Origin of the sequence: Flavilitoribacter nigricans DSM 23189 = NBRC 102662 (assembly GCF_002646595.1) — a bacterium.
Classification (GTDB): domain Bacteria; phylum Bacteroidota; class Bacteroidia; order Chitinophagales; family Saprospiraceae; genus Flavilitoribacter; species Flavilitoribacter nigricans.
In genome coordinates this window covers 299037-324541 of the sequence record NZ_PDUD01000021.1, presented here as the reverse complement: position 1 = coordinate 324541, position 25505 = coordinate 299037, and the positions used below count along the sequence as shown (strand labels likewise).

Below are 25505 nucleotides of genomic sequence, written 5' to 3'. Positions count from 1 at the left end.
TTTTTACTGAAAACTGACTAATTGTCTGAAAAACTGGGCGCGCGCACGGTTTTCGCACACAATCGATAGCTTAAAGTCCGGTTTACAGACTAAAGCCGATCGATGCCTGGAAAGAAAGATTCTTGTCATCGTCATCTCTCAGGATAAGGCTGTTGTCCGTATCGAGTTTGAAACGAGAATAGTCCTGAGCCATTTTGGTCACATCCGTCATTCCCATATTGGCCCGAAATCCGAGATACAAACCTTTGTTGAGGAAAAAGGAAATACCCGCGTTCAGCCCGAAATCGGTACGTCTGAACAGGTGCTCTTCACTGTCGGCCCCGGCGTAGTAAGCGCCAATGTTCTTAGGCACTTCCAAAGTGGTGTTGCCCACGGAAAACTGGTGGTTTTCAAAAGTATTGAAACCCTGGTAGCGGTCTCCGAAATAATTGTAATCCAGAGCCAGCGTAAAAGGTCCGACACTGGCTCCACCATTGGTAGTACCACTGTAGGTAAGATCGCCGGTACCGGAAGAGCCCAGTAGGATACTGGCATTAACCCCTCCGGATAGCTCGATACGCCCCAAACGCACATAAGCCATCAAAGGCACATCGATATAACTATTGTTGATACTGATCGTGGAAACCCGGTTGCCAACGGTGTACACCGGATTCGTGGTATTGGTAAAAGTCCAGTAAGAGGGGCCCTCGTAGATGTAATCCACCCCTTTTTGGGAATACAGTAATTCCGCTCGGACACCAAAATAATCCGTAAACGCCACCCGAAAAGTGGCTCCGATATGGAAGCCGGTATTGGTTTTAAAATCTTCCAGTTCATTCCCGTCAGCATCCATCTCAGAGGGTCCGTTGAAGGTAGAGAAATTAAGGCCGGATTTAAATCCGCCGGAAAATGTTTGTGCCGGCAACAGCATACTCCAGCTCAGGAGTACCGCCAAACAGCTTAATCTGATCATCTTTCGTTGTTTTAATTTTTACAGTCCGATCATTATTGACACGAATCAAACATAAGATCGGCAGCCTTTGTGCTGCCGGTTTTCGCCCCTTTCGGAAACCGGGCGTACTACCCTGTCAGCTCCCGCTCAGCAAAAAGCCTGTTTGGGATCTTTTCTATTAAAGAGCCTTCCGCAATAAAATACGGTTGGTCGCAATTGTTTCTTTTTCGCGAAAGCCAATGATATCAAAACCGTTTTTCAGGGCAAAGATAAGCATGGCTTTATGCTGATTCCGAGTTTTAAACGTGATGCTGTCATAACCCGCTGCCCGCGCCCATTCTTCCTGCCGCTTCGCCAGGGCAGCCGCCAGGCCCAATTGTCGATATTCGGGTATAATACCTCCCATCCAGGAGTAAAAATAACCATCGCGCTGATAGCCGGCTTTGAAGCCTACCGGCCGGGTATCATCAAAGGCGACCAGCAACAGATGCGGCACGCCGTCCATGCGGCGGTGGTATTCCCCGGCAGCGGGCGGACCGACAAATTCGGGGATCAACTGCGACAGACGGACGCAGGTATCAATATCCGATTCGACGATGGTGATATTTTTCGCTGAGCGATCAGGCATTTTTTTCAATATCCTTTCGATACGAGCGCCAAAGATACGTAAATAGCGGAAGGGAAGCCCGCCAAATGTTTGACAAACTTCCCTTCCGCTATTTTGCAGGAACACCCTAACGGTAGCCCCTGACTGAGTTCAATTTTTAAAATCTGTTCGGCGGCGGACCGTCTCCCCAGCGTCCGCGGCGCTGGTCCGGTGCACTTAGTTGACCGGCCGCACCGAAGTTGCGGAACTGGTAGATGAAATTCAGCATGATGTATCGCTGCAAGGTTTGCGTTTGCACGTCTTCCAGATAGATCTCGGTGACATTCCGCTGGATACTCTGATTTTGTCCCAGAATATCGAACATCGAAATAGAGATCTCACCTAGATCATTCTTCAGGATCTTTTTACCGATGCTTCCGCTCCAGAGCCAGTAGTTCTGATCGAAACCTTCGGAAAGTCCGTCGTAGAACTGGTGGGCAATATTACTTCTCACTACAAAACCCTTTCCGAATACCCACCCCAGCTGGAAGCTGGAATTCTGGCTGTAGTACTCATTGTCTACGCCCGACTGCAAGGTGTTGGTAGTTTGATTCATGGACGGACGCACCGCCAGTGTAAAGTCCAGTTTTTCACTGATGTTGCTGCTCAATACTGCTCCCAAGCCCAACGACCGGGTCTTGGAATAATTGACCTCGTCGTTGATCCGGCCCGGTATCTGAGAATAAGAGCCGGATACGTTCAGGTTCAGGTTCGATTTGATAAAGCGCAGCGGCATACCGTAAGTCAGGAAAGACCGCACGTTCCAGTAACCGTCCAGGTTGGTCGGGATCGTCAACTGCGCTCCCGGCTGCACGTTCAGGTCGGCAAAGATCGGATGATCGCTATCGGCCAGGTAAGTGCTTCTGGCGATATAATTGTCCGTAAAGCCGGCGCTGATGTAAGCAAAGAACACCTTGGAAGTTTCCGGTATGGTATTGGAATAACGCAGAGATACACTGTGCTGGAAAGCCTGGGTCAGATTCGGGTTACCGGTCGTCAGCTGCAATGGATTCGTATTGTCGATCACATCCTGCAATTGATCGATCGACGGCAGATCCGTGCTGGAACGATAGAACAGTCGCAAATTGGAATTTCGGGAGAAACCATAGCGGATCATGGCAAACGGCAGGATGTTTGTGAAATTCTGCCGGTAAGTCGCCATATCCGGGAAAGTCTCCTCGTTGATCAGGCTGGCAAATTGCAGGGTAGCCCGGGCCATGACCATGAAATCCCTTCCTTTCCGGTAATTGTACGCTCCACCGACCTGATGGGTGACATAGTCATTGGAGAAAATATTCGTCAGGGGTTCATTTAGTTGGTCGTAATCCCCCGTAGCTTCGGTGAAATCCAGTACCTGCTTGTCCGACTCGTCCTGCCGGAAGCTGTATTGGTAGTCCATCATCAACATGGCGGCTTTTCCGATGGGCTCGGTATAATTCAGGCTCGTGGAGAGGTTCCAGTTGTTATTTTCCAGAAGTGATTTCTGGTCCAGCATCTCGGTGGTCGGCTGATCGCCGAAATACAGGTTTTCCGATTGCAACAGGCTCTCCCCTTCCTTGGGAGCATAGCCCCCGGAGACATTCACGGAGAAGGTCCGGCGAGGCTTGGCAAAACGGTGGCGAAACAGCAGGTTATTGTTGAAACTGAGTCCCGTCAGGTCCGAGCGGAAGAAATTGTCCGTCTGGTTCAGCAGATCATTGCCCATCAGGGTCTGTCCGAAGGTTTCCGAAGTACCCACGTTTTGCTGGATACTCAGGCGGGGCCGCATGATAATGGAGTTGACAGAATCGATCTCGTACTCAATCCGGAAATTCATCCGGTGGTTGGTATTTTTGGTGTTGCTGTAGTTTTCCTCGCTGTAGAATTGATTGATCCCCCGGTTCTCAAAGTATTCCCGGTTCAGGAATTCATCCGAATCGTTATTGCTGTGATTGATGAAATAGCTACCGGAAATATCGAATTTCTTACCCCACTCGTCCGAATAGTTGATGCCCAGGGAATGGGTCTTTGCAATCCCTCCCTGCTGGTCTACCAGGAAATCTCCGGCAGATCCGCCGCCGCCACGGCTACCGCCGCCGCGACCACCCCGGCCGCCACCGCCACGGAAACCACCGCGACCACCGCCGCCGCCCAGTACGCCGACCAGGTCTTCAGCGGAGAAGTTTTGCTCATTGATGTTGTTGCTTAATCCGATGATGGAGATGCGGCGATCGCCGTCGAAAATATTTCCGCTCAGGCCGGACTTGTAGTAGTTATCCGGTCCGTAGCCAGCGTAGATCTTACCAAACTGGCCGGCATTCATCCCCGGCCGGGTAATGATGTTGATCGTCTTGCTGGTATTGCCGTCGTCAAAGCCCGTAAATTGAGACTGGTCACTCTGCTGATCGTACACCTGGATCTTTTGGATCACTTCCGCCGGCAGGTTCTTCAGAGCTGCCGTAGGGTCATTCCCGAAGAAGGGTTTACCGTCTACCAGGATCTCCTTAACATCTTCTCCCTGTGCCTGTACCTTTCCGTTGTTGATAACCACCGTCGGCATCTTCTTGATCAGATCCTCGGCATTGGCGTCCGACATTACTTTGTAGGCATCCGCATTGATCTCCGTGGTGTCGCCCTTTTGTACGGCCCGCACGACGTCGCCCACCACTTCTACCTCGTCCAGGGCCAGTGCATTAGTTTCCAGCTGCAGCGAACGCAGGTAAAGGGGTTTTTCGGTCAGTTGAACCTCTTGCTCCAGGTCTTTAAAACCCAGATATTTTACCCGCAGCAGATAGGTACCGACGGGCACTTCCTCGATCCGGAAGCGGCCGTCCGCATCGGAGACTTCCGCTTTGATCTCCGTGTCGTTCTGACTGATGCTCACGTAGGCCCCGGGCAAGGGACTTTCCGTATCGTCGAAGATCTTACCAAAGATCACGGATTGTTGCGCGGCCAGCGGAACAGAGAGGAGTAAGGCTAGTAACAGGAAAAGGTTTTTCATAAGCGTTGGTTAATCGATGTAGTGAGTGACAATTGCCCGCTACCGGTAAGTGTGTCGGTAACGGGCAATATGGATGGGATCGTTTTATTCCGTACGGGTATCTTTTTTCTTTCCCTTTTTCTTACCCTGTTCGCCGCGGCGTTCCCCGCGCATTTCCTGACGACGTTGCATCATTTCGGCACTAATGGCTTCCCATTGCGTCCATTTTTCTTCTCCGAGTACAGCTTCCAGTTCCTGGTTCTGCTCTTCCCGAAGGGTTTGCATGGTGGTACGCATGCTGCCCCAGTCGCCATTGGCTTCGGCGCGTGCTTCCTGCATCTTTTTGGCGTAAACAGAAAGTACTTCTTTCACCTCGGCGGTCAGTTCATCCGTCAGTTCCAGGCTGTCCTGCATCATGGTTGCCTGACGCTCCACGCGCTGCTCGGGATCCATCATGCCGCGGCCGCCCATGCGACCTCCGCCGGGACCTCCCTGTGCGTATGTAGTAAGTGAAGCTAAGCTCAGGATGGCCAGAGAAAAGAATAATTGCAGTGTCTTTTTCATTTTACAGATTGTTTTTTGAGACTATAGATAAATAGTTTCTGTCGATTCTTTCCTTAGACAATCTGTAAGCGGATTTTTTTCCCGGCCATGCTAATTTTTTTCAATGCCGGGAAACCAGTGCGGGACAGCAAATTCCGAAAGGAAGATAAATGGGGAGAGGCCAGGCAATAGCAGCCCGGCGTACGAAGAAATAGTCTACCCCTCCCAAAGCCGGGATGGCGGCAGGCGGGTATTTTGATTTCGGCTCACCGCAACTAAAGGTAGGGCGGATTAAGCAAATTAAGACTGTTTGGAGGTCCGGAAACGACCCATTTCATTGATCATCATTCGCGAGATTGCGCTGCAGTTCCAGTGCTTTATTGTAGTAGGTGTCCGAGCGATCGGCATTTTCCAAAAAGTCCGTCAGAAAATTTTCCAGTTCCCGGCGCAATCCCGGATCCTCCTCCCCGTCTACCCGGGCGATCTGGGCGAGGATACGCGTCCAGGCTGCATTATCCCGGCTGAAATTGCGGAGATCATAGGTGATACCGGCGGTTGGTTCCAGACTTTGCCCGAAAGCCGCTACGGCCTGATCGTATTGTCCCAATTGGTAAAAGCCGTGCCCCATCCAGTATCTGGCGGTCACGTACAGGGAATCTTCGGATGTGATGGTGCGGAGTTTTTCCACGGATGCGGCGTAATTCCCCTGATTAAAATCCCGGGCGGCCGCAGCCAGCACTTCTTCGCCATTACCGCGATCCGTCAGATCGACGGGTGGAATATAGTTTTCCTGACGGAAGGCCGAGTAGGAAAAGTCTTCTCCTCCCGGTACATTGATCAGCCAGAAAGCCGCAACTATCAGCAGCAGCACGGCGGCGGCAGCGGCGTACCGCCAGGTGTTGCTTTTTCGCTTCAGAGGGACCACCTTCGTTTCTTTTGGGGTCTCGGCTCCGGGCAGAGCTTCGGCCCAGCCTTTTACTTCCCGGGCGAATGCTTCGTGTTGCAGCCCCTTGAATCCCTGGCTGATCGCCATTTGGGTTTCCACACGTTGGCGCAGATCGGGATCCCGGTCCATTGTGCGCTCGAAAGCTTCGCGGGCATCCGTATCCAAGGTTCCTTCCACGTAGGCCATCAGCAACAGTTCCTGGTCATCCGGGGTCGCTTCCAGCGGCCAGCCGCTAATTTCCTGCAGGGTAGATTCGTGGCGCAGGCCTTTGAATCCCTCCAGGATGATCCGGTAATCCCGGACGGCGGATCTGAGATCGGGCTCCGCGCTGAGACGCTGCTCGAACTCCTGTCGCTGCTCCCCCTGCAGCTCCCCTTTTAAATATGCGATGATTAATTCTGCCTGTTGCATGGCTTCGTTTTCATTTTCGGTAAATAGTTGCTATTAACGATTATCAGGGTCACTTTTCACCATTTCTCTTAGCTTTTCCAGGCATCGGAACCGGCGCTGCCGCACGGCCACCGTACTCGGAATATCCAGTTCGGACATGATCGCATCGTCGGCAAATTCCCGCACGAAACTCAAAAGCAGCAATTCCCGGCAGGGTTCACCGATGCGATCCAGCAACTTTTGGACCAGCTGACGTTGCCAGCTGTATTCGTAGTAATCAACTACGTCCGGCTGCTGAAAGACCTGGATCACCGTTTCCATTTCGTCCGTATGGGTCATCCGTTCCCGGTATACGCTTCCGTATTGCTTCAGTGCGTAGTTCTTCCCAATACCGAACAAATAGGTTTTCAGGCGACTTTGTAAGGGCGGGCACAATTTGCCGTCCTTAATGTTGTAAAAGAAAGTGGTGAACGTTCGGACATAGATCTCCCTCACCTCGTCTTCGGACATGCCGAACGACTTGGTCAGAAAAGCTAGAAAAGAGGGCCAGTACTCCTGGAAAAGGCTATTCAAAAAAGATCTGTCCCCCTCCCGGATCCGGAGCAGTAACTGCTCATCTTCCTGGTATCGTTTGCTCATTAATCCCTGGTTAAAATAAAACGTTACATGCGTCAAGGCCATCGATCGACGGGGTGTGGTTCCCATCGCTGCGGCGGTCGGGTAACGGGCTGCGGAATGCCGGCTACCAAATCAAACAAATCCCGAGAAAACGCTGGTTTATACCGCTAAGTTATTATCTTTTCCCCGCCTTGATGTAAAAATGCCAAAAAAACGACATGAAGATAAAATTTTGTGGAGCAGCGAGAGAAGTTACCGGAAGCGCGCACTTACTCACCCTAGACAACGGTTATAAAATACTACTGGATTGCGGTCTTTACCAGGGCCACAGTTCGGATTATAAATCCTTTAATGAGAATTGGCTGTTCGATCCCGCTGAGATCGACTGCCTCGTCCTTTCCCACGCGCACATCGACCACAGCGGTCGCCTGCCCAAAATAGTCAAGGACGGTTTCAAAGGCAATATCATCTCCACCCACGCTACCCGCAGTCTCTGTGCGATCATGCTGCTGGACAGCGCCCACATTCAGGAAAAGGATGCGGAATTCTACAATACCCGGATCCTGCCCAAAAAGCGCAAGAAAGGTAAGGATGTCTCGTACCGGGAGCCATTGTATACCAAAGATGATGTAGAAGTCACCATGGATCGTTTTGTGGGCTATCCCTACAATCAGTGGTTCCGGATCAATGAAGACGTTGAAGTGCTGTTTAAGGATGCCGGACACATTCTGGGCAGTGCCAGTGTCACCCTGCGGATCCGGGAGAACGGGGAGACTAAAATGTTTGGGTTTACCGGCGATGTCGGCCGGCCCAACCGACCCATCCTGCGCGATCCGCAACGCATGCCGGAAGTAGACTACCTCATATGTGAATCGACCTACGGCGGTAAGGACCACGAAGCGCCACCGGCCGAAATGGATCACTTCCTGCGCATCATCAAGGAGACCTGTGTCGAACGCAAGGGTAAACTGATCATTCCCGCCTTTAGTGTGGGGCGTACGCAGGAGATCGTGTACATGCTGGACCAGCTCGAAACGGCCGGTAAATTACCCAAGATCCCGGTCTACGTAGATAGCCCGCTGGCCGTCAACGCCACTATGATCTTCGGTACCCATCCGGAATGCTACGACAAGCAGCTGCACGAATATCTGCTGATCGATGATAACCCTTTTGGCTTTAACAGCCTTACCTACGTGCGAAAAGTGGAGGTTTCCAAATCACTCAACAACCGCACCGAACCCTGTATCATTATCAGTTCTTCGGGTATGATGAATGCCGGTCGGGTCAAGCATCACCTCTTCAACAGCATCGATCAAGATAAGAACACCCTACTCATCGTGGGCTATTGCTCTCCGGAAACTCCGGGTGGCAAATTGCGTTCCGGCGCCGAAGAAATCCGCCTCTTTGGGGAAATGAAACCCGTCCGGGCCCGCATTGAGATCATGGATTCTTTCTCGGCCCACGCGGACCGCAACGAGCTGCTCGATTTTGTCGAACACCAGAAAGGCAAACTCAAGACGCTTTTCCTGGTGCACGGTACTATCGAACGGCAGGAGAAATTCCGGGATATGCTGAATGAGAACGGCTTCGGTGACGTGCAAATCCCTCAGCTGGGAGAGAGTATTAAATTGGATTGAACTGCCCTCTAGCGATCAAAATTACTATCACCGACAAATCCTTTTTTCTGGACTCACTGGGCTCCGGAAGGAAACATGGTCGCATTCCGCTCCAGATATCGCGCCATACGCTTCAGAATTATAGGGACGATCAGTCGGTGGACCGGTTTTACCGGCAAAAAATAGGCACGGCCCAGCCAGCCATTGTACTGCACGCTAGTAGACAAGATCAATTCGGTACCATGCTCGCACGGGCGTGCAAAAAAGGACAACCTGAAATCGAGATGGCGATCATTTTCGCCGGTCAGGATCTCTTCCTCACTACGTCCCATTACCTGGAACAGCGCAATGGACTCGCCAATAGTTCCGGTGAAATCCCGCAACTGTGCCCGAACGTCTATTCCCCGACCGGTCTTCAATCCGATCAGACCGGCAATGGCTTCCCGCAAATACATCAGTCCCATGAACCAGGTCGGAAACAGCTTGAAAAATAAAGGAGGCAATTGCACTACGTCTACCTGAGCACTGGTTTGGATGCCAAAGGAATCCTGGTAATCGATACGTTCCAAAGCAGTTTCGATGAGACTGCCTTCCGGAATGGGCTGGGTGTAAGCTTTCATATTTTATAGTTTTATACCATATAGTATGGTATGTTTTAAAGGCAAAAAAATTTTATCCTCTCCTACCCTTTGGTCAAGCCTTGTCCCGACTCCAGTCCGGCCGGTAGACTTCCCATAACTCTTCCATCTCCCGGGCGGAAATATCGGGATACAGTTGCTGCATTCCGATCAGTACGGCGTAATCCAGCTTAGCCTGTTTTTCGGCCAGGCTCTGTTCCATGCCCATATCCCGAAAGATCCGGACCAGAAATTCCAGGCGGATGTCGTCCACAAGCGTGAGGTGCAGTTTTACAACGTCCTGATAGAAACTCCAGGACCGGATAGCCGCTTCAATCTTCTGGTTGGACTGGACTACCTTTCGGTTGAGCAGTTCCATACGTTCCATTGGAGAAATGCCGGCTTCTGCCGCAGCAATGGCATCCAGGGTATTCTGCTTTTCCCAGGCTCGCATCAATTCCTCTACGTAATTGTCTATACTGTCAAAATGGTGATAAAATGAACCGCGGGTCACTCCCAGGCGCTCACACAGGAAGGCAATGCGGAGTTTGTTCTGCGCAAACTCGGACAGCAGTTTAAAGCCTTCATCTAACCAGTCTTCTTTACTTAATCGCGCCACAGTTCGGTAATGGATATGGAGGGTGTAACGAATAATCCAAAGATATGGATTATTACATTACCAAACAATACTGTATGGTATGTTTTATACCCGCTTTACCTCTTTCACCAGGAAAAAACCGTCCTCCCCTTTCTGCTGATAATGGGGCATCAACACGTGCGCATCGACATCCGCGTGGATCGGCCCCTTGTGATCGTAGGCCAGGGTCTCCCCTTTTTTCACTTTTTGAAAATTCTGATAACCCGGCAACATGGTGAATCCGTCATCGGGCTGGATCCGGTGGGCTTTGATGAGGTGCGCTACCTTCGGCAGATAACGCGCGTAATCCTGCAGCAACTGATCGTGCCGGTTCTCGACGTGTTCCGCTTTGACACAGCCGACTGTGCGCAGGCAGTTAACGATAGCCGCTATCGTCCGGTTGACGGATAACGGATCATCGTGCTGCCCCGCTTCAAAAGTAATGGCGACTGTAGGCACGCCCAGATTTTGGGTATTGAAATAGTGCAGCGTGGTACCCTTCAATCCCTTCAACATGCCCGTGATCACGGGTGCGTGGAGTTCCACTCCGATCCGGATGCTCGTTTTATCATCGGTAGTAATGGCGAATATCCCCCCCTCGGCGGTAGTGGTATGCAGATCCAGAAAATAAAGGCATTCCGGAGCGTATTCTTCGATCTCCCGTTGTACGATATCCAGTAACTGTCGAAGTTCCAGGTCTTCCGCTGCCAGCTGGCTTTCGGGAGTGGATCTAACTCTTTTTACATTGGCGAGCGTAAACTGACGATTCAGGTCCTTCTCCAGGTAGCGCTGTTGGGCCGCCAACGCCTGCAGGTTACCACGCAGACCGATGATACGACCGCAAAAGTGGAAATCCGGGTTGACTTCCGGTTCCACCGCCAACATTTGAAAAAGGTTTTCCATCGCCAGGATGCCGGCGGGTTCGTTGCCGTGCATCCCTCCCAGACATATCAATAATGGACCGCGTTCCGGTCCGGTGAATTTTCCTATAATCCGCTCCATATACCAAATGCTTATTTTTCGGGGATCAAGCGAACAGTCCGTGCTTCCGTACCCCGGGCCACCCCAGGGCTGTTCAGTTCTATAAAAACACAATGCGAATTTTTCAATTACAATGTCAAACACAATAGCAATAGCAAGCAAAAGGCAGCTTTCTGCTCCGATTTTGACCTTTTCGCCTGATTTTGAGTTATTGAAATTGCTATTGCCATTGAAATTGCCATTTTTTATATTCAATAATTTGAGAACGGAACAGCCCTATCCGGGCCGCCCGGTTCGGATCGTGGATCGACGACACCCGGGCAGATAATTTTCCCTGCATCAGTGTTAACAATTCAGACCCTGTTTAGGATTTATCCGGGAGGCTGAATTTGGTCAGTATCTCTACTCCGGTTAAGGATCGTCAATTCCCATCCTTCCACCGCCACAAGAACATGCTGGCGTAAGTGCGATAAGGGCGCCAGGGTTCGGCGATTTCCATCATCCGCTGCTTCAGTCCCCTACCCTTTTCCTCAAATCCGTATAATAATTGGATCGCCTGCTGAATGCCCAGATCGTCCAGTGGAAGTACATCAGGCCGGTTGAGCGTAAACATGAGCAACATTTCGACCGTCCAGCGGCCCACGCCCTTGATCTGGGTCAGGTACTGGATCACCGCTTCGTCATCCATATCCGCCAGATCCTTTCCGATCAGGTTTTCCTGCTGAAAGAATTCGGCTACATTTTGAATATAGGTAGCTTTCTGTCGCGACAATCCTACGGCCCGAAGGTCGGGCAGATCCAGCGCCAGCAGTGGCTCCGGATAAGGGTAGGCTTCGGGAAAAAGGCCGATAAAACGTCCGTGAATAGTGGACGCCGCTTTTCCCGATAATTGCTGAAAAACGATCGCCCGGATCAGGTTGTAATAGATGTCATCTCCGACATCGGGCCAGTCGACTTTGGTCGTGGCGATGATGGACCCGAGTTTTGGATCCAGGCTGAGGTGTTGGATGATCTCCTGTTTCATTTTGCTATAGTCGTTGGGTGAAATTTGCCTCTCGGCTAGCTGCCGCTTAAGGTAGCAATTTACCCAGAACTTTCCCGGCTGGAAAAACGGAAGTTCGGGAAAACAGGCATGGGATAACAGGGAGCATTTGCCCATCCGGGCGGGCTAAAACGCTTTCAGATCCGACGGGCTGAAGTGCCATTCGGGAGTACGGACCTTATCGGAGAAGTCTTCCAGCGAGTACCAGGGACTCATCGCATCGTCCCGGAAATTCCTGAGGATATGAATATCCTGAGCAGGCATATAACTCTGGGCCAACAGTACCAGTATTTCACCGGTTTCCGGATGTACGGCCTTGTCCATTACCAGTACCGCGTGTCCGGGACTACCTCCCTCAATGAATACATCTCCCGCTTCGATCTCCCGCAAGGGTTTCGGCTTCAGGTCTCGACTCAGCGACAAGGTGCCGGAAAACGCAAAGATCATAGTCAGGTAGGAGCGAAAGGAAGCGTAAGTTTCCGAATTGCGGCTACTCCTTACCCAGCTTACTTCATTTCCCGTCACCCGGATGCGTTCCCCCGATCGCCACCGGCTGTAGGGCGCGGCAAAACCGTTGGTGAAATTGAAATGAATGGCATCAAAGCGCTTTCCCTGCCACAGATATTCGGCTCGCAATCGCATTACGGCATCCGCACACTGCTGGAGGTCCCGCTTGCCTACATCGATGTCCAGCACAGCGGCGTGTACATCCTGCCGGTTTTTGAGACGGCCGTCGAAAAGATAAACCGCTCTTCCGTGTGCTTGTAGTGGAAAATGCTGGAGGTAGTGTCCGAAGGTGCCGGCCGGGTAAGTAACCCGCTGAAATCCGGATGGTGGCTGGAAACGGTCCGCAGACGTTTCGCCCAGTGGGTCCAGAACGGCGGTATCGCGGGCCGGCGATTCGCTAAGGGTAAGCAGCTTACTGATCTCGAACGGGAAACTTCCAAGAGAAGACAGCTCGTCAATAGACGGACTACAGGCTGCTATCAGCAGCAAAAAACTGAGGGCTCTTATCATTTGGGTTTCGGTTGATTGGGGTTAACTTTTTTTATTAAACTGCCGTTGCTTTCTACTTATTGCACCTCTATCCGGTAAGCTGCGCGGTTTGAGGCCGGCAAATATATCAGGATCATTCAGCCCGCTGGGGCCTTTTTGCATTCTACCGACACTTTCAAATAGGGCATGAAATCGCCCGAGCTAAGCCTTTGGAGGAAAAGTACCCTCAACAAGAATTTTGATTTATCAATTTCAGAGAACGGAATCCAAGAATAAAATTGGTTAACCTTATAAAAAAATCCAATGAGATCACTCTGCTGCTTGCTGCTTATCCTGACCAGCTTATTCGCCTGTGGCCATTCCGACCGGGTTAATATCTTGATAGAGAATCAGAGCGGTTTTGCGATAGATTCCTTAAGCGTCCACCCCAATACCGCGGGCTTAATGGTAGAATTACAGCCGGGTGATTCGGTAGTTTACACTGCCGACCTTAGCCGGCAAGTCGCCGACGGGGCCTACTCAATTATTTACCGCAATGTGCAAAATGGGAAAGTGTACCGGGATACCTTCGGTTATTTCACCAACGGTATGGCCCTGGAACGGGAGATCCGGTACCGGATCGTTCCGCCTGAATAGAAAATTGGAAAGGTCAGCTATCCAATAACCTGACCTTTCCAATTCTTTATTCTGTCCGTTTCAGACCGTCACCTTATCAACATCACATCTCCGGTGATCAGATCCGAACCTCCTCCCCGGTCGTCCATGTAATCGAATTCGACGAAATAGATATAGACGCCCATCGGCAGAGGTAGCGATTTCAGCATGCCGTCCCAGCCGTCATCCAGATTGGCGCTGGTAAATACCTCCGTTCCCCAACGATCATACACTTTAAAATTGTATTTCGAGATCTGCACCTGAGAGGAGATCATCGGGCGCAAAACATCATTGATCCCATCCCCGTTCGGAGAGAAAGCATTAGGTACAAAAACTTCAAAGTACACGCAGGGACGGGTACCAACAAAAACCGAATCCGTAACCATGCAGGGGCCATCGACAACCTCAACGGAGTACAGGCCGGACCCGCTGGATTCGATACTTCTGGACGTGGAGCCATCCTGCCACAGATAACTTTCCGCCACTACTCCGGCCGATAGCATAACACTGAAGTCTTCACAAATGAGGGTATCCCGACCGAGATCCACCTGGGGTGGTTCCTGGTAGGCGACCACGATCTCATCCCGGAAAGTACAACCGTCGAGTTCCGTTTCGCCCCAGATCGTGCCCCCGGGATAGGATACCGTCAGACTACTCGCCGAAGAACCGTCCGACCAGCGGTATTCGTCAGCAAACGTATTGATGCGCAGGTTCAGGTTGTCACCCTGGCAAAGCAGCGTATCCTCCGGCAGGGTAAAAGTTGGTGTCGGGTTGAACAGAATACTGACTTCGTCCTCCACATTGCACTGCTCTACCGAAATGGCTACAGTATAATCGCCGCTGGTTGTAATGGTGTACAGGGGATTGGTTGATCCGTCCTGCCAGCTGTATCTGGCTCCCGGGAATGAGACATCATAATCCACCTGTTCTCCTTCACAAAGGGTCCGGTCTTCCCCGAGTACCATGTCCGGTAAGATGATGTATTCCACGATCACCGAATCACGGTCCGAGCAGCCGTCTTTGGTTACGTCCAGCCAGTAGATACCATCCGAACTCACCGTGAAATCCGCTTGCGTACTGCCGTCCTGCCAGGCGTAGGTAGCTCCGGCGACACTGGTACTTAGCTGCGGCAGATCATCCTCACAGGGCCGCAGATCGGGCCCCAGGTCAAATACGGGTAGAGGGGTATAAAAAGCTTCCAGGCTATCGCGCTCCGTACAGCCGTTTATCGAAACATCTACCCAATAGATGGCGGGTTCGCTAACGGTAAAGGAAGCGGCCGTACTACCGTCCTGCCAGGCGTAGACCGCATCCGGCTGGGCGGCATCCACCAACAGTGTCTCATTTTCGCAAAGTGTGGTATCGGATCCGATATCCACAATCACCTCGGGGTAATAATCGATCAACACACTATCCCGGCGCACGCAGTGGGCAAAGTCGACATCCACCCAGTAAGTGCCCGGCGTGGCCACGTTGTAGACCGCACCGTCCGTGCCGTCCTGCCAGGTATAGGTGACGGCATCGGTAATATTGGCGTCCAGAGCCAGCGTGGTCCCGAAACACAGGGTCTGGTCTTCGGCCACATCGAGCACCGGAGGATCAAAATAGGTCACCTCCATGGAATCTCGCACCGTACAGCCGCTCAGTTCCAGTTCCACCTTATATTCTCCCGGGCTGTCTACCAGGAAGGTAGGCATAGTTGATCCGTCGTGCCAGAGATAAGTGACGCCCAGCGCATCGAAGGTTGCATCCAGCAACAGGTCGGCACCGGTACACAAGGTGGTATCATTGCCGACATTGGCCATAAAATCATCCTGGGGGATGATCTGGATCGAATCCCGTATCGTACAGTTATTGGTAAAACTCACTTCCGCCCAGTAAGTACCGGCACCGGGCACGGTAAAGGTGGATTCAGTGCTGCCGTCCTGCCAGGCGTAAGTTTCATCCGGACCTTTATTGTCTGCGTCCAGCACGATGGTATTGTCATTACAGAGGATCACGTCCTTACCGAGAAAACCCGTTTCAACAAAATCTTCCGCACTATCGAATATCCAGCCGGTATTGCTGTTCCCGACGTTGGTACTGTGCGTACCGGCATAGAATTCGGCACCGCCCGTAGCCTCCTGATCGCTCATCTGGATAAAATCTCCGTTTACCCGGCCGCTGGCCATAAAAGCAGTGGATTTAATCCCCGGCTCAGTAGACGAGAGCTGGATCGGTACGCAGTTATTTCCGATGATCTGCCAGTGATCTACGATCGTCTGGGTTTGCAATGCCTGCAACTGGTAGGCTTTGCCCGGAGCAAAGATCAAAGTATCGAAGGTATTGGAGCCGTAAATCACCCCGTTGTTATTGAATTGCATGTGGTTGGCCCGGATGCTGGTCCCGTTACCGGAATTGACGACGGATCGCCCGGCTTTCGCCGAAAAGAGCACTTCATTATATACCAGCTCCCCTCCGTTGAGTACCCGGTTGTAAAAAGTAGCGGAATTACTGGTCAGCTCGATCAGTGAACTGTCTGCTTCCAGGGTGATATTACCGGACACCGACCAGGGAAACGAAGGTTGCTCGGCGGTCACAGTGATGTGCGAGCCCCCCAGCTTCAGATGTTTGGGTAATTCTTCCTGAAAAGCATAGAAATATTCCAGATTGACGGCATAGCCATTGGTATTCCAGCCGCCGTGTTCCAGGCCTACCGAATAGGCAAGAAAGCTGTCCTGCAGCATCCAGTCTCCCTCACCGGCGATGTAGGCATACACCAGTTCGTGCGCCCGCGTATTGATCGTATGGCCGGCCTCATCTCCCGCAAAACGGGTATTGAAAACGTAGACTTCCATATCATCCGCGAATTCCAGAGAACCGAAAATGTACAGATCCAGCAGTTCCAGCCGGGGTGTGGTGGTGATGTTTTGCCAGGTTAGGTTGTGGCAATAGTGCTTTGGCATAATGTCATTCACCAGTTGGCCGGGCGCGCTGAAAGAGTTTTCATCAAAAAATACATCGTCGATGGGAGTGGGGATACACTCCCCACCCGAGCCCCCAGAACTGAGTGACCAGTGGGCCTGATCCGACCAGTCGCCGTCACCACCTACCCAATAGAGGGTACGGGCCGCCAGATCATTGATCTGCCAGTTCATGTTGTTATCCAGATCGACGGAGTTATTGGCCGTGAAATTATCTCCACTGATATTATGCACATCCCGGAGGATAACATATTCCAGGATCTGGTCTTTCGGGCTATCGATGAAGGCCTCCTGGTTGTCGTTCATTGAGTGGATATAGATCAGGGAATCACAGGATCCAACCGCATTGATATTATTGAATGTAAAAGTTTCCCAACTGGCCAGAAAATATTCAAAGCCCGGCGTCAGGTTCAGGGTTCCCACCGTGAAACGGTCCAGAAAGGCGCCGTCCTGGAAGAAGGTCATATTGTGCACATAGACGGTCGCCTGCGTATCATTGCGCGTGGTGCCGTACCAGTTGAAGGTTACTTCGTAGTAGTTCACCGTACCGCTACCGTCCGTCCGCAGATATCCGAACTGGGTAAAATCGATCCAGGAAGTACCTGCATCGAAAACCAGATTGTCCGACTGCAGCCAGAACTCACAGGTACGGGCTCCTCCGCTGGACAGGTTGATCTGCCGCATAATGATGTGCGATTCGCCCAACAGTAACTGCCGATCGAAGGTACTCGTAGAAAGAAATTTTTCGCAAACTACGGTCTGATTATTGGTCGTCAAAAACCCGCTGATCAGCTGGATATTGCGGTCCACCTGGAGGGTATCGTTCAAACTCCAGGCCCCGCCTCTGCCGTTGAAAAATACGTTTTGGTTGAACAGCAGATTACCGGTGGTAATCGTATTGCCGGCGGTAGAGGATTCGAAATAAACACTTCCTTCAAAATCCAGCATCATATTCGGAATAAAACGCAACGATCCGTAGATGCGGAGACTATTGGCTTTATTCCCGGCAAATACCGGCATGCCGCTGGCTCCGGACCAGTCCATGTTGCGGCAAAGCGCATTCTCCACATTAATGGTCACGACTTCGCCCGCGGCGCCAAAGGAATTTGCATCAAAAAATACATTATCCGCTCCGGTAGGCACACAGGCTCCTCCCGCTCCTCCGCTGGTGAAGGACCAGTGGGCAGAATCGTCCCAATCGCCGGTACCGCCTACCCAGTACAGTTCGTTCTGACTGCTGGCGTTGATCGTCCAGCCATCATTATTACCGAGATCGGCACTGTTATTCGCCGTAAAATTGGCGCCACCGATACCGTGAATATCTTTGATGGAAGCATAGGCCACCTGGATTGGTCCGCTGGCCGAAGAAAAGAAAGCGGGCGTACCCGAAATGGATCCGAAGATCTGGATAGGCGCTTCACACTGGCCGGGTGCCGACAGACTCCCGATATTGTAAGTAATATCACTATCAAAAGTATAAGCTTTGCCGGCGGCCAGGGCCAGGGCCCCGGTGTTCACCTGACCGGTAATCACCGCCGAATTGCCGAACCGAAGCCGGTCTGTATTCAGGGAGGTATTGCTCCCGATCTCGACTTTGGCAGTTCCTTCGGAAGCACTGAACACCAAACTCCCGATGTTAACGGGCTGGTTGCCCGATATGGTCACGCCACCGCGACCGTTGGTCAGTTCGATCTCCGTATTGGCCATATTGAGCACCAGATTATTGGTATGGATCCTGATAGCAGGGACCGGTTGGTTGCGTATACTGTAATTAAGACCGGTAACCGTGACTTTGGAACTGCCCATTTCCAGCGTGGCCGTTGTGGGCGACTGCAGGTCAAGATAAGCGGTAGTAATGGCTACGCCGTTGGTACGCACTACGCCATTGCGCAGGTTGATGAGGCTATCCACATTCAGCGGATCCTGCAACTCCCACTCTCCTCCTACACCTTCGAAGGTGAGTGTTTTTCCCAGTTGATGGCCGTTGGTGGTAATGGATTGCCCCGGTTCCAGGGATGACATGCGTATTTCTCCCGGAAAATTGAAGTCCATATTGGCATTCAAAATAATGGAACCGTATACGCTTAGCACCTGCTGGGGTGAGCCGACAAAGACCGGATTACCCGAGGCGCCGGTCCAGTTCATATTTCGACAAAAAACGATGTCGGTATTAACCGTTACCGTTTGACCATTACCATTAAAGGAATTGCCGTCGAAAAAAACATTATCGTCGGAAGTTGGAGCCTGATTGTGAAAGGTGGACCCACCCGAGGTGGTTGCCCAGTGGCTGATATCCGACCAGTCGCCGGAACCACCCACCCAGTAATAATCAGCTGCAATGAGGGATGTGCACAACAGAAAAGCCAGAGATGCACTTAAGGTCGTCTTGAGCATCATATGGAGGGGAAATTGATGTAGTAGATAGTTTTTGGATATTAGCGATGCGAAGGTAGTAAATTACGAGGAAACGGTAGTTAATACTTCGTAATGATGTCATTATTGTGATTTAACGCAACCGGCTGACCTCCATCGCGAATGCCCGATCACCCCAAAAGTTCTTCCGGAGATTTTCCGTCAACGCTGACTACTCTGAACTCTTCGGGGATCAGCCAGGTGATGTTGCCCTCCAGGTCACAAGCGCAGATTGCCTTTAGACTACCGGAGCTGGTATCCCCGACCAAATCGCCCAACAGCCAATTGGGTTTGGTAGATTCGTACATTCCCAGGCCGCTGCCCAGCAGGATGTACTGCTTATCACTTTTCACGTGTTGAATGATGACTGCCATAGTGTTTCATTTTTATCGGGAGGGTCAGCCGGCTCCGGCATTCCCCGGTTACTTTATTGATACGCTTGTTTGAAGGTGCTGTTTCAGCATTTGTCAAAGTAAGCTACGGAACGTGAATCAGGAGTTAAAAGTCCAGAAGGAACGAAATATAGGTAGCCCTTCCAATAATTCGCCAGGCTCAGCGTGCCGTAGGTCCGCCGTGTGAAACCACATTGCGTACCTGCAGCACGCTAAGCCGGGAAATGGTCATTTTGCTACCCCATTTTCTATCCAAAGGCACATTCCTTCCAGTTTTAACCCCTGACTGCATGATCCATGCCCATATACGGAACTCCGTCCGCAAAACCCATTTGGGTCTTATTTTAATAGAAACTGCCGGATGGGATCAGGCCTTCGTTGCCGTCTTCACTACATCCTTCATTCTCTTCAGTCCGGTTTTGGCTACCTTCAGCGCATCCTGTTCCCAGTATCCGCGGTTGAAAAGCTCCAGTGACAGTACTTTCGGGCCACCCATCTCCTGCAGGGTCTTGATCACCTGGGTGGTGGGGGCATTGCCTTCGCCGGGATAGATACGATCCTTATCCTGGATATTGGCCGCAGCGATACTGGACGGATAGTCATTCATGTGGAATACTTCGATTGCCTTACCACTGATCAGCTGCAGACTGTCAAAACCACTGCCGCCGCGGTAAAGGTGGTAAATATCCGGTAGAATGCGCACATCCTTATGGCCGCAACCGGCCGCCACGTACAGCACTTCCTTCAGTTGGCTCAGGTTCTTGGAAAAACCCCACACTTCCAGTTGGGGGATAACGCCCGAATCTTTCCCCACTTCGATCAGATCGCAAAAACGCTCGGCAACGGCATCCAGATCAAGTCCGCCGATATCCGTAGCGCCGGCAGGAGGCGCAGCCAGGCGATAGCAGCCGACACCCGCGAGCATGTCCATTTCCTTTTTGGCCTGTTCCAGCCCGGCCTTGCGCTTGGTAACATCATCCACGACCCAGGGCGCAAATCCGATCGCATTTTCGATCTTGATGCCCAGGTCATCGCTCATCATCTTAAGATCGCGCAGATTTCCGCCATCTTCCAGATATTGCTGCAGGGCGTTGATCCAGATCTCCACGCCGTCGTATCCGGCTTTGGCCGCCGTCTGAATATCCTTGACGATGCCCTGTTTTTGCCCCATAATGGTACTGGTATTCAGGCAAAAGGTGAAGGTCTTATCTTTTTTGGGTGAGCCTTCCGGGCGTCTTTCCCGGGCGTAGGCAGTGGAAGAAAGCAGCGTAGTTCCGCCGATGGCGGCCAGACTGGCCAGTGCCTTGCGCCGGCCGTTTGATCTTTGGTTCATCGTTTCTGTTTTTACTATGGAAAAATACTTGTGTTAAAAATAAAGGGAAAATCCGGATCAGTAGGCTTTTTAAATTACCGCTTCTGATCGGAAGTGCATTATGGCTCCCGGGTTACAGGATCTCTTTCATTTCCACCGGACGGTTTTCGTCCAGCGAACGTTTGGCGGCAATCGCTATAGCCGTAGACCGCAGACCATCCTCCACGCCTACCGGCATGGCATGTCCCTGGCGCAGTGCCTCGATAAAAACCCGCATCTCTTCGCGGTAGGCCGCTGCGTAACGCTCCAGGAAAAAATCCAGATAAGGCGGCTGACTGGCCCCCTGCCGGCCGAATACCAAGTGCGTATCTACCGGAATATTATTCATCTGGAGCATGCCATCTGATCCCAGGATCTCCACCCGCTGGTCGTAACCGTAGGCAGCCTGGCGGCTGTTGTCGATGGTGGCCATTACGCCGTTTTCAAACGTGAGAATAGATACCGAGGTATCCACATCGCCGGCTTCACCGATAGCCGGATCTACCCGCACTGCGGCCCGGGTGAAAATGGAGGTCACTTCACTTTCCAGCAAAAAGCGGGACGTATCGAAATCGTGAATGATCATATCCATGTAAATACCTCCGGAAGATTCGATATAGGAAATGGGCGGGGGCGCCGGGTCCCGGCTGGTGATCCTCAAAATATTCGGCCGCCCGATCTTTCCGGCCTGTAGAGATCTTTTCAGAGCTCCCAGATGGGGATCAAAACGTTTATTGAAGCCCAGCATGAGGGGTACTCCGGCCGTGCGCACCGCTTCATCGATCTCCCGGATCACTTCGAGCGAGAGGTCCAGTGGTTTTTCGCAGAAGATCGCTTTCCCCGCGGCGGCGCTCCGTTTGATGTAGTGCGCATGCGTATCGCTGGGCGAACAGATCACCACTGCTTTTACACCGGGATCCTGCAGTGATCGTTCGAAATCATCCCCGATCTCCGGGAAATGGTTCTTTTCGGCAAAATTGCGCCCCGTGTCACTGGAAGTAATCACCTGCAGGCTCAGATCCGGAAATAATTGCTGCAGATTTTTTGCGTGGATCTGTCCAATACGCCCCAATCCGAGTACCGCCACTTTAAATGCTTTCATACTTCAATCTTGATTTACAGGTAAATTTAAAGAATTCGGCACACACTGGTACAAAGAGTATCCGGGGCGGCCTTTTCCCGCCGTCAGATCCGGTTCCCGCCTGTTGAGGAGCAGAACTCCGCGCCGCCAGATTTTCCTCAATATCCTTGCACCATTGATAGAGGAAAGCTATACGTCCGTAGATTTCAAAGTACCGGGATCAGTCAGGTCCGAAAAACTTCGTAATTTCATAGCCAATCTATACTTGACGCGAAGTGGTCTGGGAAAATCCCAAATCAATTTTACGTCAGTATAATTACGTCTCAGTTACTTGGTAATCGCCTATCAGTTTTCAGCAGCCTCTCAAATACGACCGATCCTGCACCGACTGGTAGCGGTCTGCCACCTAACTGTTTTTTTTATCACCTAACTGATTTACCAATGAGGCTATGCTTACTTCTGGCAGGAGTTCTCTCTGCCACATTCCTGTCTGCTCAGATCAATGCCAGACTCTTTCAACACCCCGACGTATCCGATACCCACATTACCTTCGCCTACGGCGGGGATGTCTGGGTGGTACCCAAATCCGGGGGAACAGCTACCAAGCTCAGTTCGCCGAAAGGCAACGAATCATTTCCCCGCTTTTCGCCGGACGGCAGCCAGATCGCTTTTTCCGGCAACTACGACGGAAATACCGACATTTACGTACTGCCCAGTATGGGCGGTATCCCGCAAAGGGTGACCCACCACGGGATGTCCGACCGGCTATTGGGCTGGTTCCCGGACGGCAAGCACCTGCTGTATGTATCCGCTATGGAGAGCGGTAAACAACGCTTTTCGCAATTCTACAAGATCCCCGCTACCGGTGGATTGCCCGAGAAATTGCCGATGGCTTACGGAGAGTTCGGAAGCGTTTCCCCCGACGGACAAAAGATCGCCTTTACCGATCGGTCCCGCATCCTGCGTACCTGGAAGCGATACCGCGGTGGTATGGCCGCAGACGTATGGCTCTTCGACCTCAAGACCATGGAATCGGAGAACATCACCGACAATGCGGCTAACGACGAACTGCCGATGTGGGTAGGCGACAAAGTATATTTCCTGTCGGACCAGGGCCCCAACCAGCGATTCAATATCTGGATGTACGATACCCGCAGTAAAAGCAGCAAACAGCTGACCAATTTTTCGGAATTCGATGTGCATTTCCCGGCCGACGGCCCCAAGGAGATCGTCTTTGAAGCCGGCGGTAAACTGCAATTACTCGATCTCGCCACCGAAGCCGTCCGGGAAGTGGACATCCAGGTGGTTTCCGATCTGATCACGGTAAAACCCCGCAAAGAAAGCGTGGAGGATTATGTACAGAACATGGCTATTGCCCCCGACGGTAATCGCGCCATAGTGGAAGCCCGTGGTGAGATCTTCTCGCTGCCTAAAGAAGAAGGAATTATTCAGAACCTGACCCGCACTTCGGGCGTAGCCGAGCGTTTCCCGGCCTGGTCACCCAATGGCCGTTATATTGCCTACTGGAGCGATAAGAGTGGGGAATACGAGCTCACCGTTCGCGATATGAGCAAAGGGGCCCAGGAGAAGCAACTGACCAATCTCGGCCCCGGGTACCGCTACCAGCTTTACTGGTCTCCGGATAGCAAAAAACTCGCTTTCGTCGATCAGACCATGCACATCAATGTGTACAATATGGCGACCAACTCAATCCGCCAGATCGATCAGGACCTGAGCCTTTTTGAGGGTGGTTTACGCGGCTGGACCCCGAGCTGGTCCGCGGACAGCAAATGGCTGGCCTACAGCAAATCCCAGGATAACAATAACGGGGCCATCATGATCTACGACACGGAAGCGGATAAACTGACCCAGGCCACTTCCGGTTTCTATTCGGATGTCAATCCGACCTTTGACCGGGAAGGCGATTATCTCTTTCTGCTGACCAATCGTTCCTTCCGTCCGGTTTACAGTGATTTCGATAATTCCTGGACCTATCCGAATGCCACCCAACTGGCGGCCATTCCGCTCCGTGATGAGGTGACTTCACCCCTGGCGGCCAAGAACGATACGGTAGCCATTCAACTGGAAACCGAGGAAGAAAAAAAGGACGATAAGGACGATAAAAAAGACGACGAGGAAATTTCCGTCGGTATCGATTTTGACAACTTCGAACGCCGCCTCGTTATTCTGCCGCCCAGTGCCGGCAATATGGGCAACCTCTCTGCGGCCAAGGGCAAGATCGTTTTCCAACGCTATCCCAATACCGGGACGTCGGGCGAAGACAATGCGCTTATGTATTTCGACCTGAAGGAAAAGGAAGAAAAGACCATCATGAAAAAAGTGAATGGTTACGAACTCAGCGCCGATGGGAAAAAGCTACTGGTGCGCCAGGGTAATAATTCCGGCATCATCGACCTCGGCGCCGACAAAAAGCTGGAAGACAATCTTTCCCTGAAAAAAATGGAAATGACGGTCAATCCCCGGGAAGAATGGGCCCAGATCTTCAACGATGCCTGGCGTTTCCAGCGGGACTTTTTCTACGATAAAAAAATGCACGGTGTAGACTGGCCGGCCATGCGCAAGCAGTACGGTGATATGATCCAGTACGCCATCACCCGCAATGACGTCAACTTCATCCTCGGAGAGCTGATCGGTGAGCTGAATGCCTCCCATACTTACCGCGGTGGTGGGGATCAGGAATCACCGGACCGGAAGGCCGTCGGATACCTGGGCGTCGACTGGGCCAAAGAGAACGGCCAGTTCAAGGTCAAGGAGATTATCCGGGGAGCCGAATGGGACAATGAAGTCCGCTCTCCACTGGACGAACCGGGCGTCAACATCAAAGCCGGCGACTATATCCTCGCCGTTAACGGGATGGCACTTGCAGATTATCCCGATCCCTGGGCGGCATTTGAAGGGCTCTCCAACGAAACGGTGGAACTGACCGTCAGCAAGAGTCCCAATTGGGATGATACCCGCCAGGTGGTGGTCAAAACCATACCGGACGAGACCCGTCTGCGCAACCTCGCCTGGATCGAACAGAACCGCAAACGCGTGGAAGAAGCATCCAACGGTCAGCTTGGCTATATCTACGTACCCAGCACCGGAGTGGATGGCCAGAACGAACTGGTCCGCCAATTTTACGGCCAGTGGGATAAACCCGGCCTGATCGTGGACGAACGCTTCAACAACGGCGGACAGATCCCGGATCGCTTCATCGAACTACTAAACCGCAAACCGCTGGCCTACTGGTCGGTCCGCGACGGCAAGAACTGGCAGTGGCCGCCAGTCGGCAACTTCGGCTCCATGGCCATGCTGATCAACGGATGGGCCGGATCGGGCGGTGATGCCTTCCCGGACTACTTCAAAAAAGCCGGACTCGGTCCCCTCATCGGAGACCGTACCTGGGGTGGCCTGATCGGTATTTCCGGTGCACCTACGCTCATCGATGGCGGTACCGTTACCGTGCCTACTTTCCGGATGTACAACCCGGACGGTACCTGGTTCAAGGAGGGACACGGTGTAGATCCGGACATTAAAGTAAAAGAGGATCCTACCAAACTGGCCAAAGGTATCGACCCGCAACTGGAACAGGCCATTGCCGAAGTAATGAAAATGGTGAAGGAAAAAGGACCTATCCATCCGGAAGAACCGAAGCAGGAAGATCGGTCTCGGGTGATTAAGCCTTAGGAGGGGTGAGGAGCGAGGTGTCAGGAGTGAGGGGGCAGGA

General features: G+C 52.0%; 18 protein-coding genes. 3 read left to right on the top strand and 15 right to left on the bottom strand.

Translation table 11 applies throughout. The features are described 5' to 3' along the window. Positions 1-82: 82 nt before the first annotated feature. The 6 genes from CRP01_RS16615 to CRP01_RS16590 all read right to left on the bottom strand — a co-directional run bounded on the left by CRP01_RS16615 (position 83) and on the right by CRP01_RS16590 (position 7054). On the bottom strand, positions 83-952 hold the full coding sequence (locus CRP01_RS16615; protein ID WP_099151190.1) for a porin family protein: 870 nt from the start codon (positions 950-952) through the stop codon (positions 83-85). 157 nt (positions 953-1109) lie between these two features. Then, positions 1110-1664, bottom strand: coding sequence for a GNAT family N-acetyltransferase (locus CRP01_RS16610; RefSeq protein WP_233752694.1), 555 nt, complete (start codon positions 1662-1664; stop codon positions 1110-1112). A 31-nt stretch (positions 1665-1695) separates the two neighbouring features. Continuing rightward, on the bottom strand, positions 1696-4557 hold the full coding sequence (locus tag CRP01_RS16605) for a TonB-dependent receptor (protein ID WP_099151188.1): 2862 nt from the start codon (positions 4555-4557) through the stop codon (positions 1696-1698). Between the two features lie 84 nt (positions 4558-4641). After that, positions 4642-5100 (bottom strand): hypothetical protein, encoded by a 459-nt coding sequence (locus CRP01_RS16600; RefSeq protein ID WP_099151187.1) that lies wholly within the window; start codon positions 5098-5100, stop codon positions 4642-4644. A 313-nt stretch (positions 5101-5413) separates the two neighbouring features. Continuing rightward, a complete protein-coding gene (locus CRP01_RS16595) occupies positions 5414-6436 on the bottom strand; it encodes a hypothetical protein (RefSeq protein WP_099151186.1) in 1023 nt (340 codons plus the stop codon). 33 nt (positions 6437-6469) lie between these two features. Next, entirely contained in the window at positions 6470-7054 is a 585-nt protein-coding gene (locus CRP01_RS16590) for an RNA polymerase sigma factor (protein ID WP_099151185.1), read from the bottom strand. 197 nt (positions 7055-7251) lie between these two features. Here CRP01_RS16590 and CRP01_RS16585 point away from each other — a divergent pair, with 197 nt between their 5' ends. After that, positions 7252-8670 (top strand): MBL fold metallo-hydrolase RNA specificity domain-containing protein, encoded by a 1419-nt coding sequence (locus CRP01_RS16585; RefSeq protein ID WP_099151184.1) that lies wholly within the window; start codon positions 7252-7254, stop codon positions 8668-8670. Between the two features lie 53 nt (positions 8671-8723). Here the strand turns inward: CRP01_RS16585 and CRP01_RS16580 are convergent, their stop codons facing one another. From CRP01_RS16580 to CRP01_RS16560, 5 genes are all read right to left on the bottom strand, one after another. Beyond that, positions 8724-9269 carry a DUF2867 domain-containing protein gene (locus tag CRP01_RS16580; protein WP_099151183.1) on the bottom strand — a complete coding sequence of 182 codons (546 nt, stop codon included), beginning with the start codon at positions 9267-9269 and terminating at the stop codon, positions 8724-8726. 73 nt (positions 9270-9342) lie between these two features. Then, a complete protein-coding gene (locus CRP01_RS16575; protein WP_170110403.1) occupies positions 9343-9885 on the bottom strand; it encodes a TetR/AcrR family transcriptional regulator in 543 nt (180 codons plus the stop codon). 84 nt (positions 9886-9969) lie between these two features. After that, entirely contained in the window at positions 9970-10905 is a 936-nt protein-coding gene (locus CRP01_RS16570) for a succinylglutamate desuccinylase/aspartoacylase family protein (protein WP_099151181.1), read from the bottom strand. Between the two features lie 400 nt (positions 10906-11305). Continuing rightward, complete coding sequence (locus CRP01_RS16565; protein ID WP_099151217.1) at positions 11306-11908, bottom strand: DNA-3-methyladenine glycosylase family protein; 603 nt, start codon at positions 11906-11908, stop codon at positions 11306-11308. A 144-nt stretch (positions 11909-12052) separates the two neighbouring features. After that, on the bottom strand, positions 12053-12943 hold the full coding sequence (locus CRP01_RS16560; RefSeq protein ID WP_099151180.1) for a DUF4846 domain-containing protein: 891 nt from the start codon (positions 12941-12943) through the stop codon (positions 12053-12055). Between the two features lie 282 nt (positions 12944-13225). Here CRP01_RS16560 and CRP01_RS16555 point away from each other — a divergent pair, with 282 nt between their 5' ends. Beyond that, positions 13226-13558 carry a hypothetical protein gene (locus tag CRP01_RS16555; RefSeq protein ID WP_143473416.1) on the top strand — a complete coding sequence of 111 codons (333 nt, stop codon included), beginning with the start codon at positions 13226-13228 and terminating at the stop codon, positions 13556-13558. 68 nt (positions 13559-13626) lie between these two features. Here CRP01_RS16555 and CRP01_RS16550 read toward each other — a convergent pair whose 3' ends face one another. The 4 genes from CRP01_RS16550 to iolG form a co-directional block, all read right to left on the bottom strand. Further along, positions 13627-18936, bottom strand: coding sequence for a gliding motility-associated C-terminal domain-containing protein (locus tag CRP01_RS16550; protein WP_099151178.1), 5310 nt, complete (start codon positions 18934-18936; stop codon positions 13627-13629). Between the two features lie 146 nt (positions 18937-19082). Continuing rightward, positions 19083-19325 carry a hypothetical protein gene (locus tag CRP01_RS16545; RefSeq protein WP_099151177.1) on the bottom strand — a complete coding sequence of 81 codons (243 nt, stop codon included), beginning with the start codon at positions 19323-19325 and terminating at the stop codon, positions 19083-19085. 385 nt (positions 19326-19710) lie between these two features. Next, positions 19711-20676 carry a sugar phosphate isomerase/epimerase family protein gene (locus CRP01_RS16540; RefSeq protein WP_099151176.1) on the bottom strand — a complete coding sequence of 322 codons (966 nt, stop codon included), beginning with the start codon at positions 20674-20676 and terminating at the stop codon, positions 19711-19713. A gap of 112 nt (positions 20677-20788) precedes the next feature. Then, positions 20789-21796: an inositol 2-dehydrogenase gene (gene iolG / locus CRP01_RS16535; RefSeq protein WP_099151175.1), complete on the bottom strand. Its 1008-nt coding sequence runs from the start codon at positions 21794-21796 to the stop codon at positions 20789-20791. 420 nt (positions 21797-22216) lie between these two features. On the opposite strand from iolG, the gene CRP01_RS16530 reads away from it, so the two are divergent. Next, a complete protein-coding gene (locus CRP01_RS16530) occupies positions 22217-25465 on the top strand; it encodes a S41 family peptidase (RefSeq protein WP_099151174.1) in 3249 nt (1082 codons plus the stop codon). Positions 25466-25505 lie beyond the last annotated feature (40 nt).

Coding starts and splice junctions, on each gene's coding strand:
- CRP01_RS16615 (WP_099151190.1), bottom strand. CDS start 952: ATGATCAGATTAAGCTGTTTGGCGGTACTCCTGAGCTGGAGTATGCTG.
- CRP01_RS16605 (WP_099151188.1), bottom strand. CDS start 4,557: ATGAAAAACCTTTTCCTGTTACTAGCCTTACTCCTCTCTGTTCCGCTG.
- CRP01_RS16600 (WP_099151187.1), bottom strand. CDS start 5,100: ATGAAAAAGACACTGCAATTATTCTTTTCTCTGGCCATCCTGAGCTTA.
- CRP01_RS16595 (WP_099151186.1), bottom strand. CDS start 6,436: ATGCAACAGGCAGAATTAATCATCGCATATTTAAAAGGGGAGCTGCAG.
- CRP01_RS16590 (WP_099151185.1), bottom strand. CDS start 7,054: ATGAGCAAACGATACCAGGAAGATGAGCAGTTACTGCTCCGGATCCGG.
- CRP01_RS16585 (WP_099151184.1), top strand. CDS start 7,252: ATGAAGATAAAATTTTGTGGAGCAGCGAGAGAAGTTACCGGAAGCGCG.
- CRP01_RS16580 (WP_099151183.1), bottom strand. CDS start 9,269: ATGAAAGCTTACACCCAGCCCATTCCGGAAGGCAGTCTCATCGAAACT.
- CRP01_RS16570 (WP_099151181.1), bottom strand. CDS start 10,905: ATGGAGCGGATTATAGGAAAATTCACCGGACCGGAACGCGGTCCATTA.
- CRP01_RS16565 (WP_099151217.1), bottom strand. CDS start 11,908: ATGAAACAGGAGATCATCCAACACCTCAGCCTGGATCCAAAACTCGGG.
- CRP01_RS16560 (WP_099151180.1), bottom strand. CDS start 12,943: ATGATAAGAGCCCTCAGTTTTTTGCTGCTGATAGCAGCCTGTAGTCCG.
- CRP01_RS16555 (WP_143473416.1), top strand. CDS start 13,226: ATGAGATCACTCTGCTGCTTGCTGCTTATCCTGACCAGCTTATTCGCC.
- CRP01_RS16550 (WP_099151178.1), bottom strand. CDS start 18,936: ATGATGCTCAAGACGACCTTAAGTGCATCTCTGGCTTTTCTGTTGTGC.
- CRP01_RS16545 (WP_099151177.1), bottom strand. CDS start 19,325: ATGGCAGTCATCATTCAACACGTGAAAAGTGATAAGCAGTACATCCTG.
- CRP01_RS16540 (WP_099151176.1), bottom strand. CDS start 20,676: ATGAACCAAAGATCAAACGGCCGGCGCAAGGCACTGGCCAGTCTGGCC.
- iolG (WP_099151175.1), bottom strand. CDS start 21,796: ATGAAAGCATTTAAAGTGGCGGTACTCGGATTGGGGCGTATTGGACAG.
- CRP01_RS16530 (WP_099151174.1), top strand. CDS start 22,217: ATGAGGCTATGCTTACTTCTGGCAGGAGTTCTCTCTGCCACATTCCTG.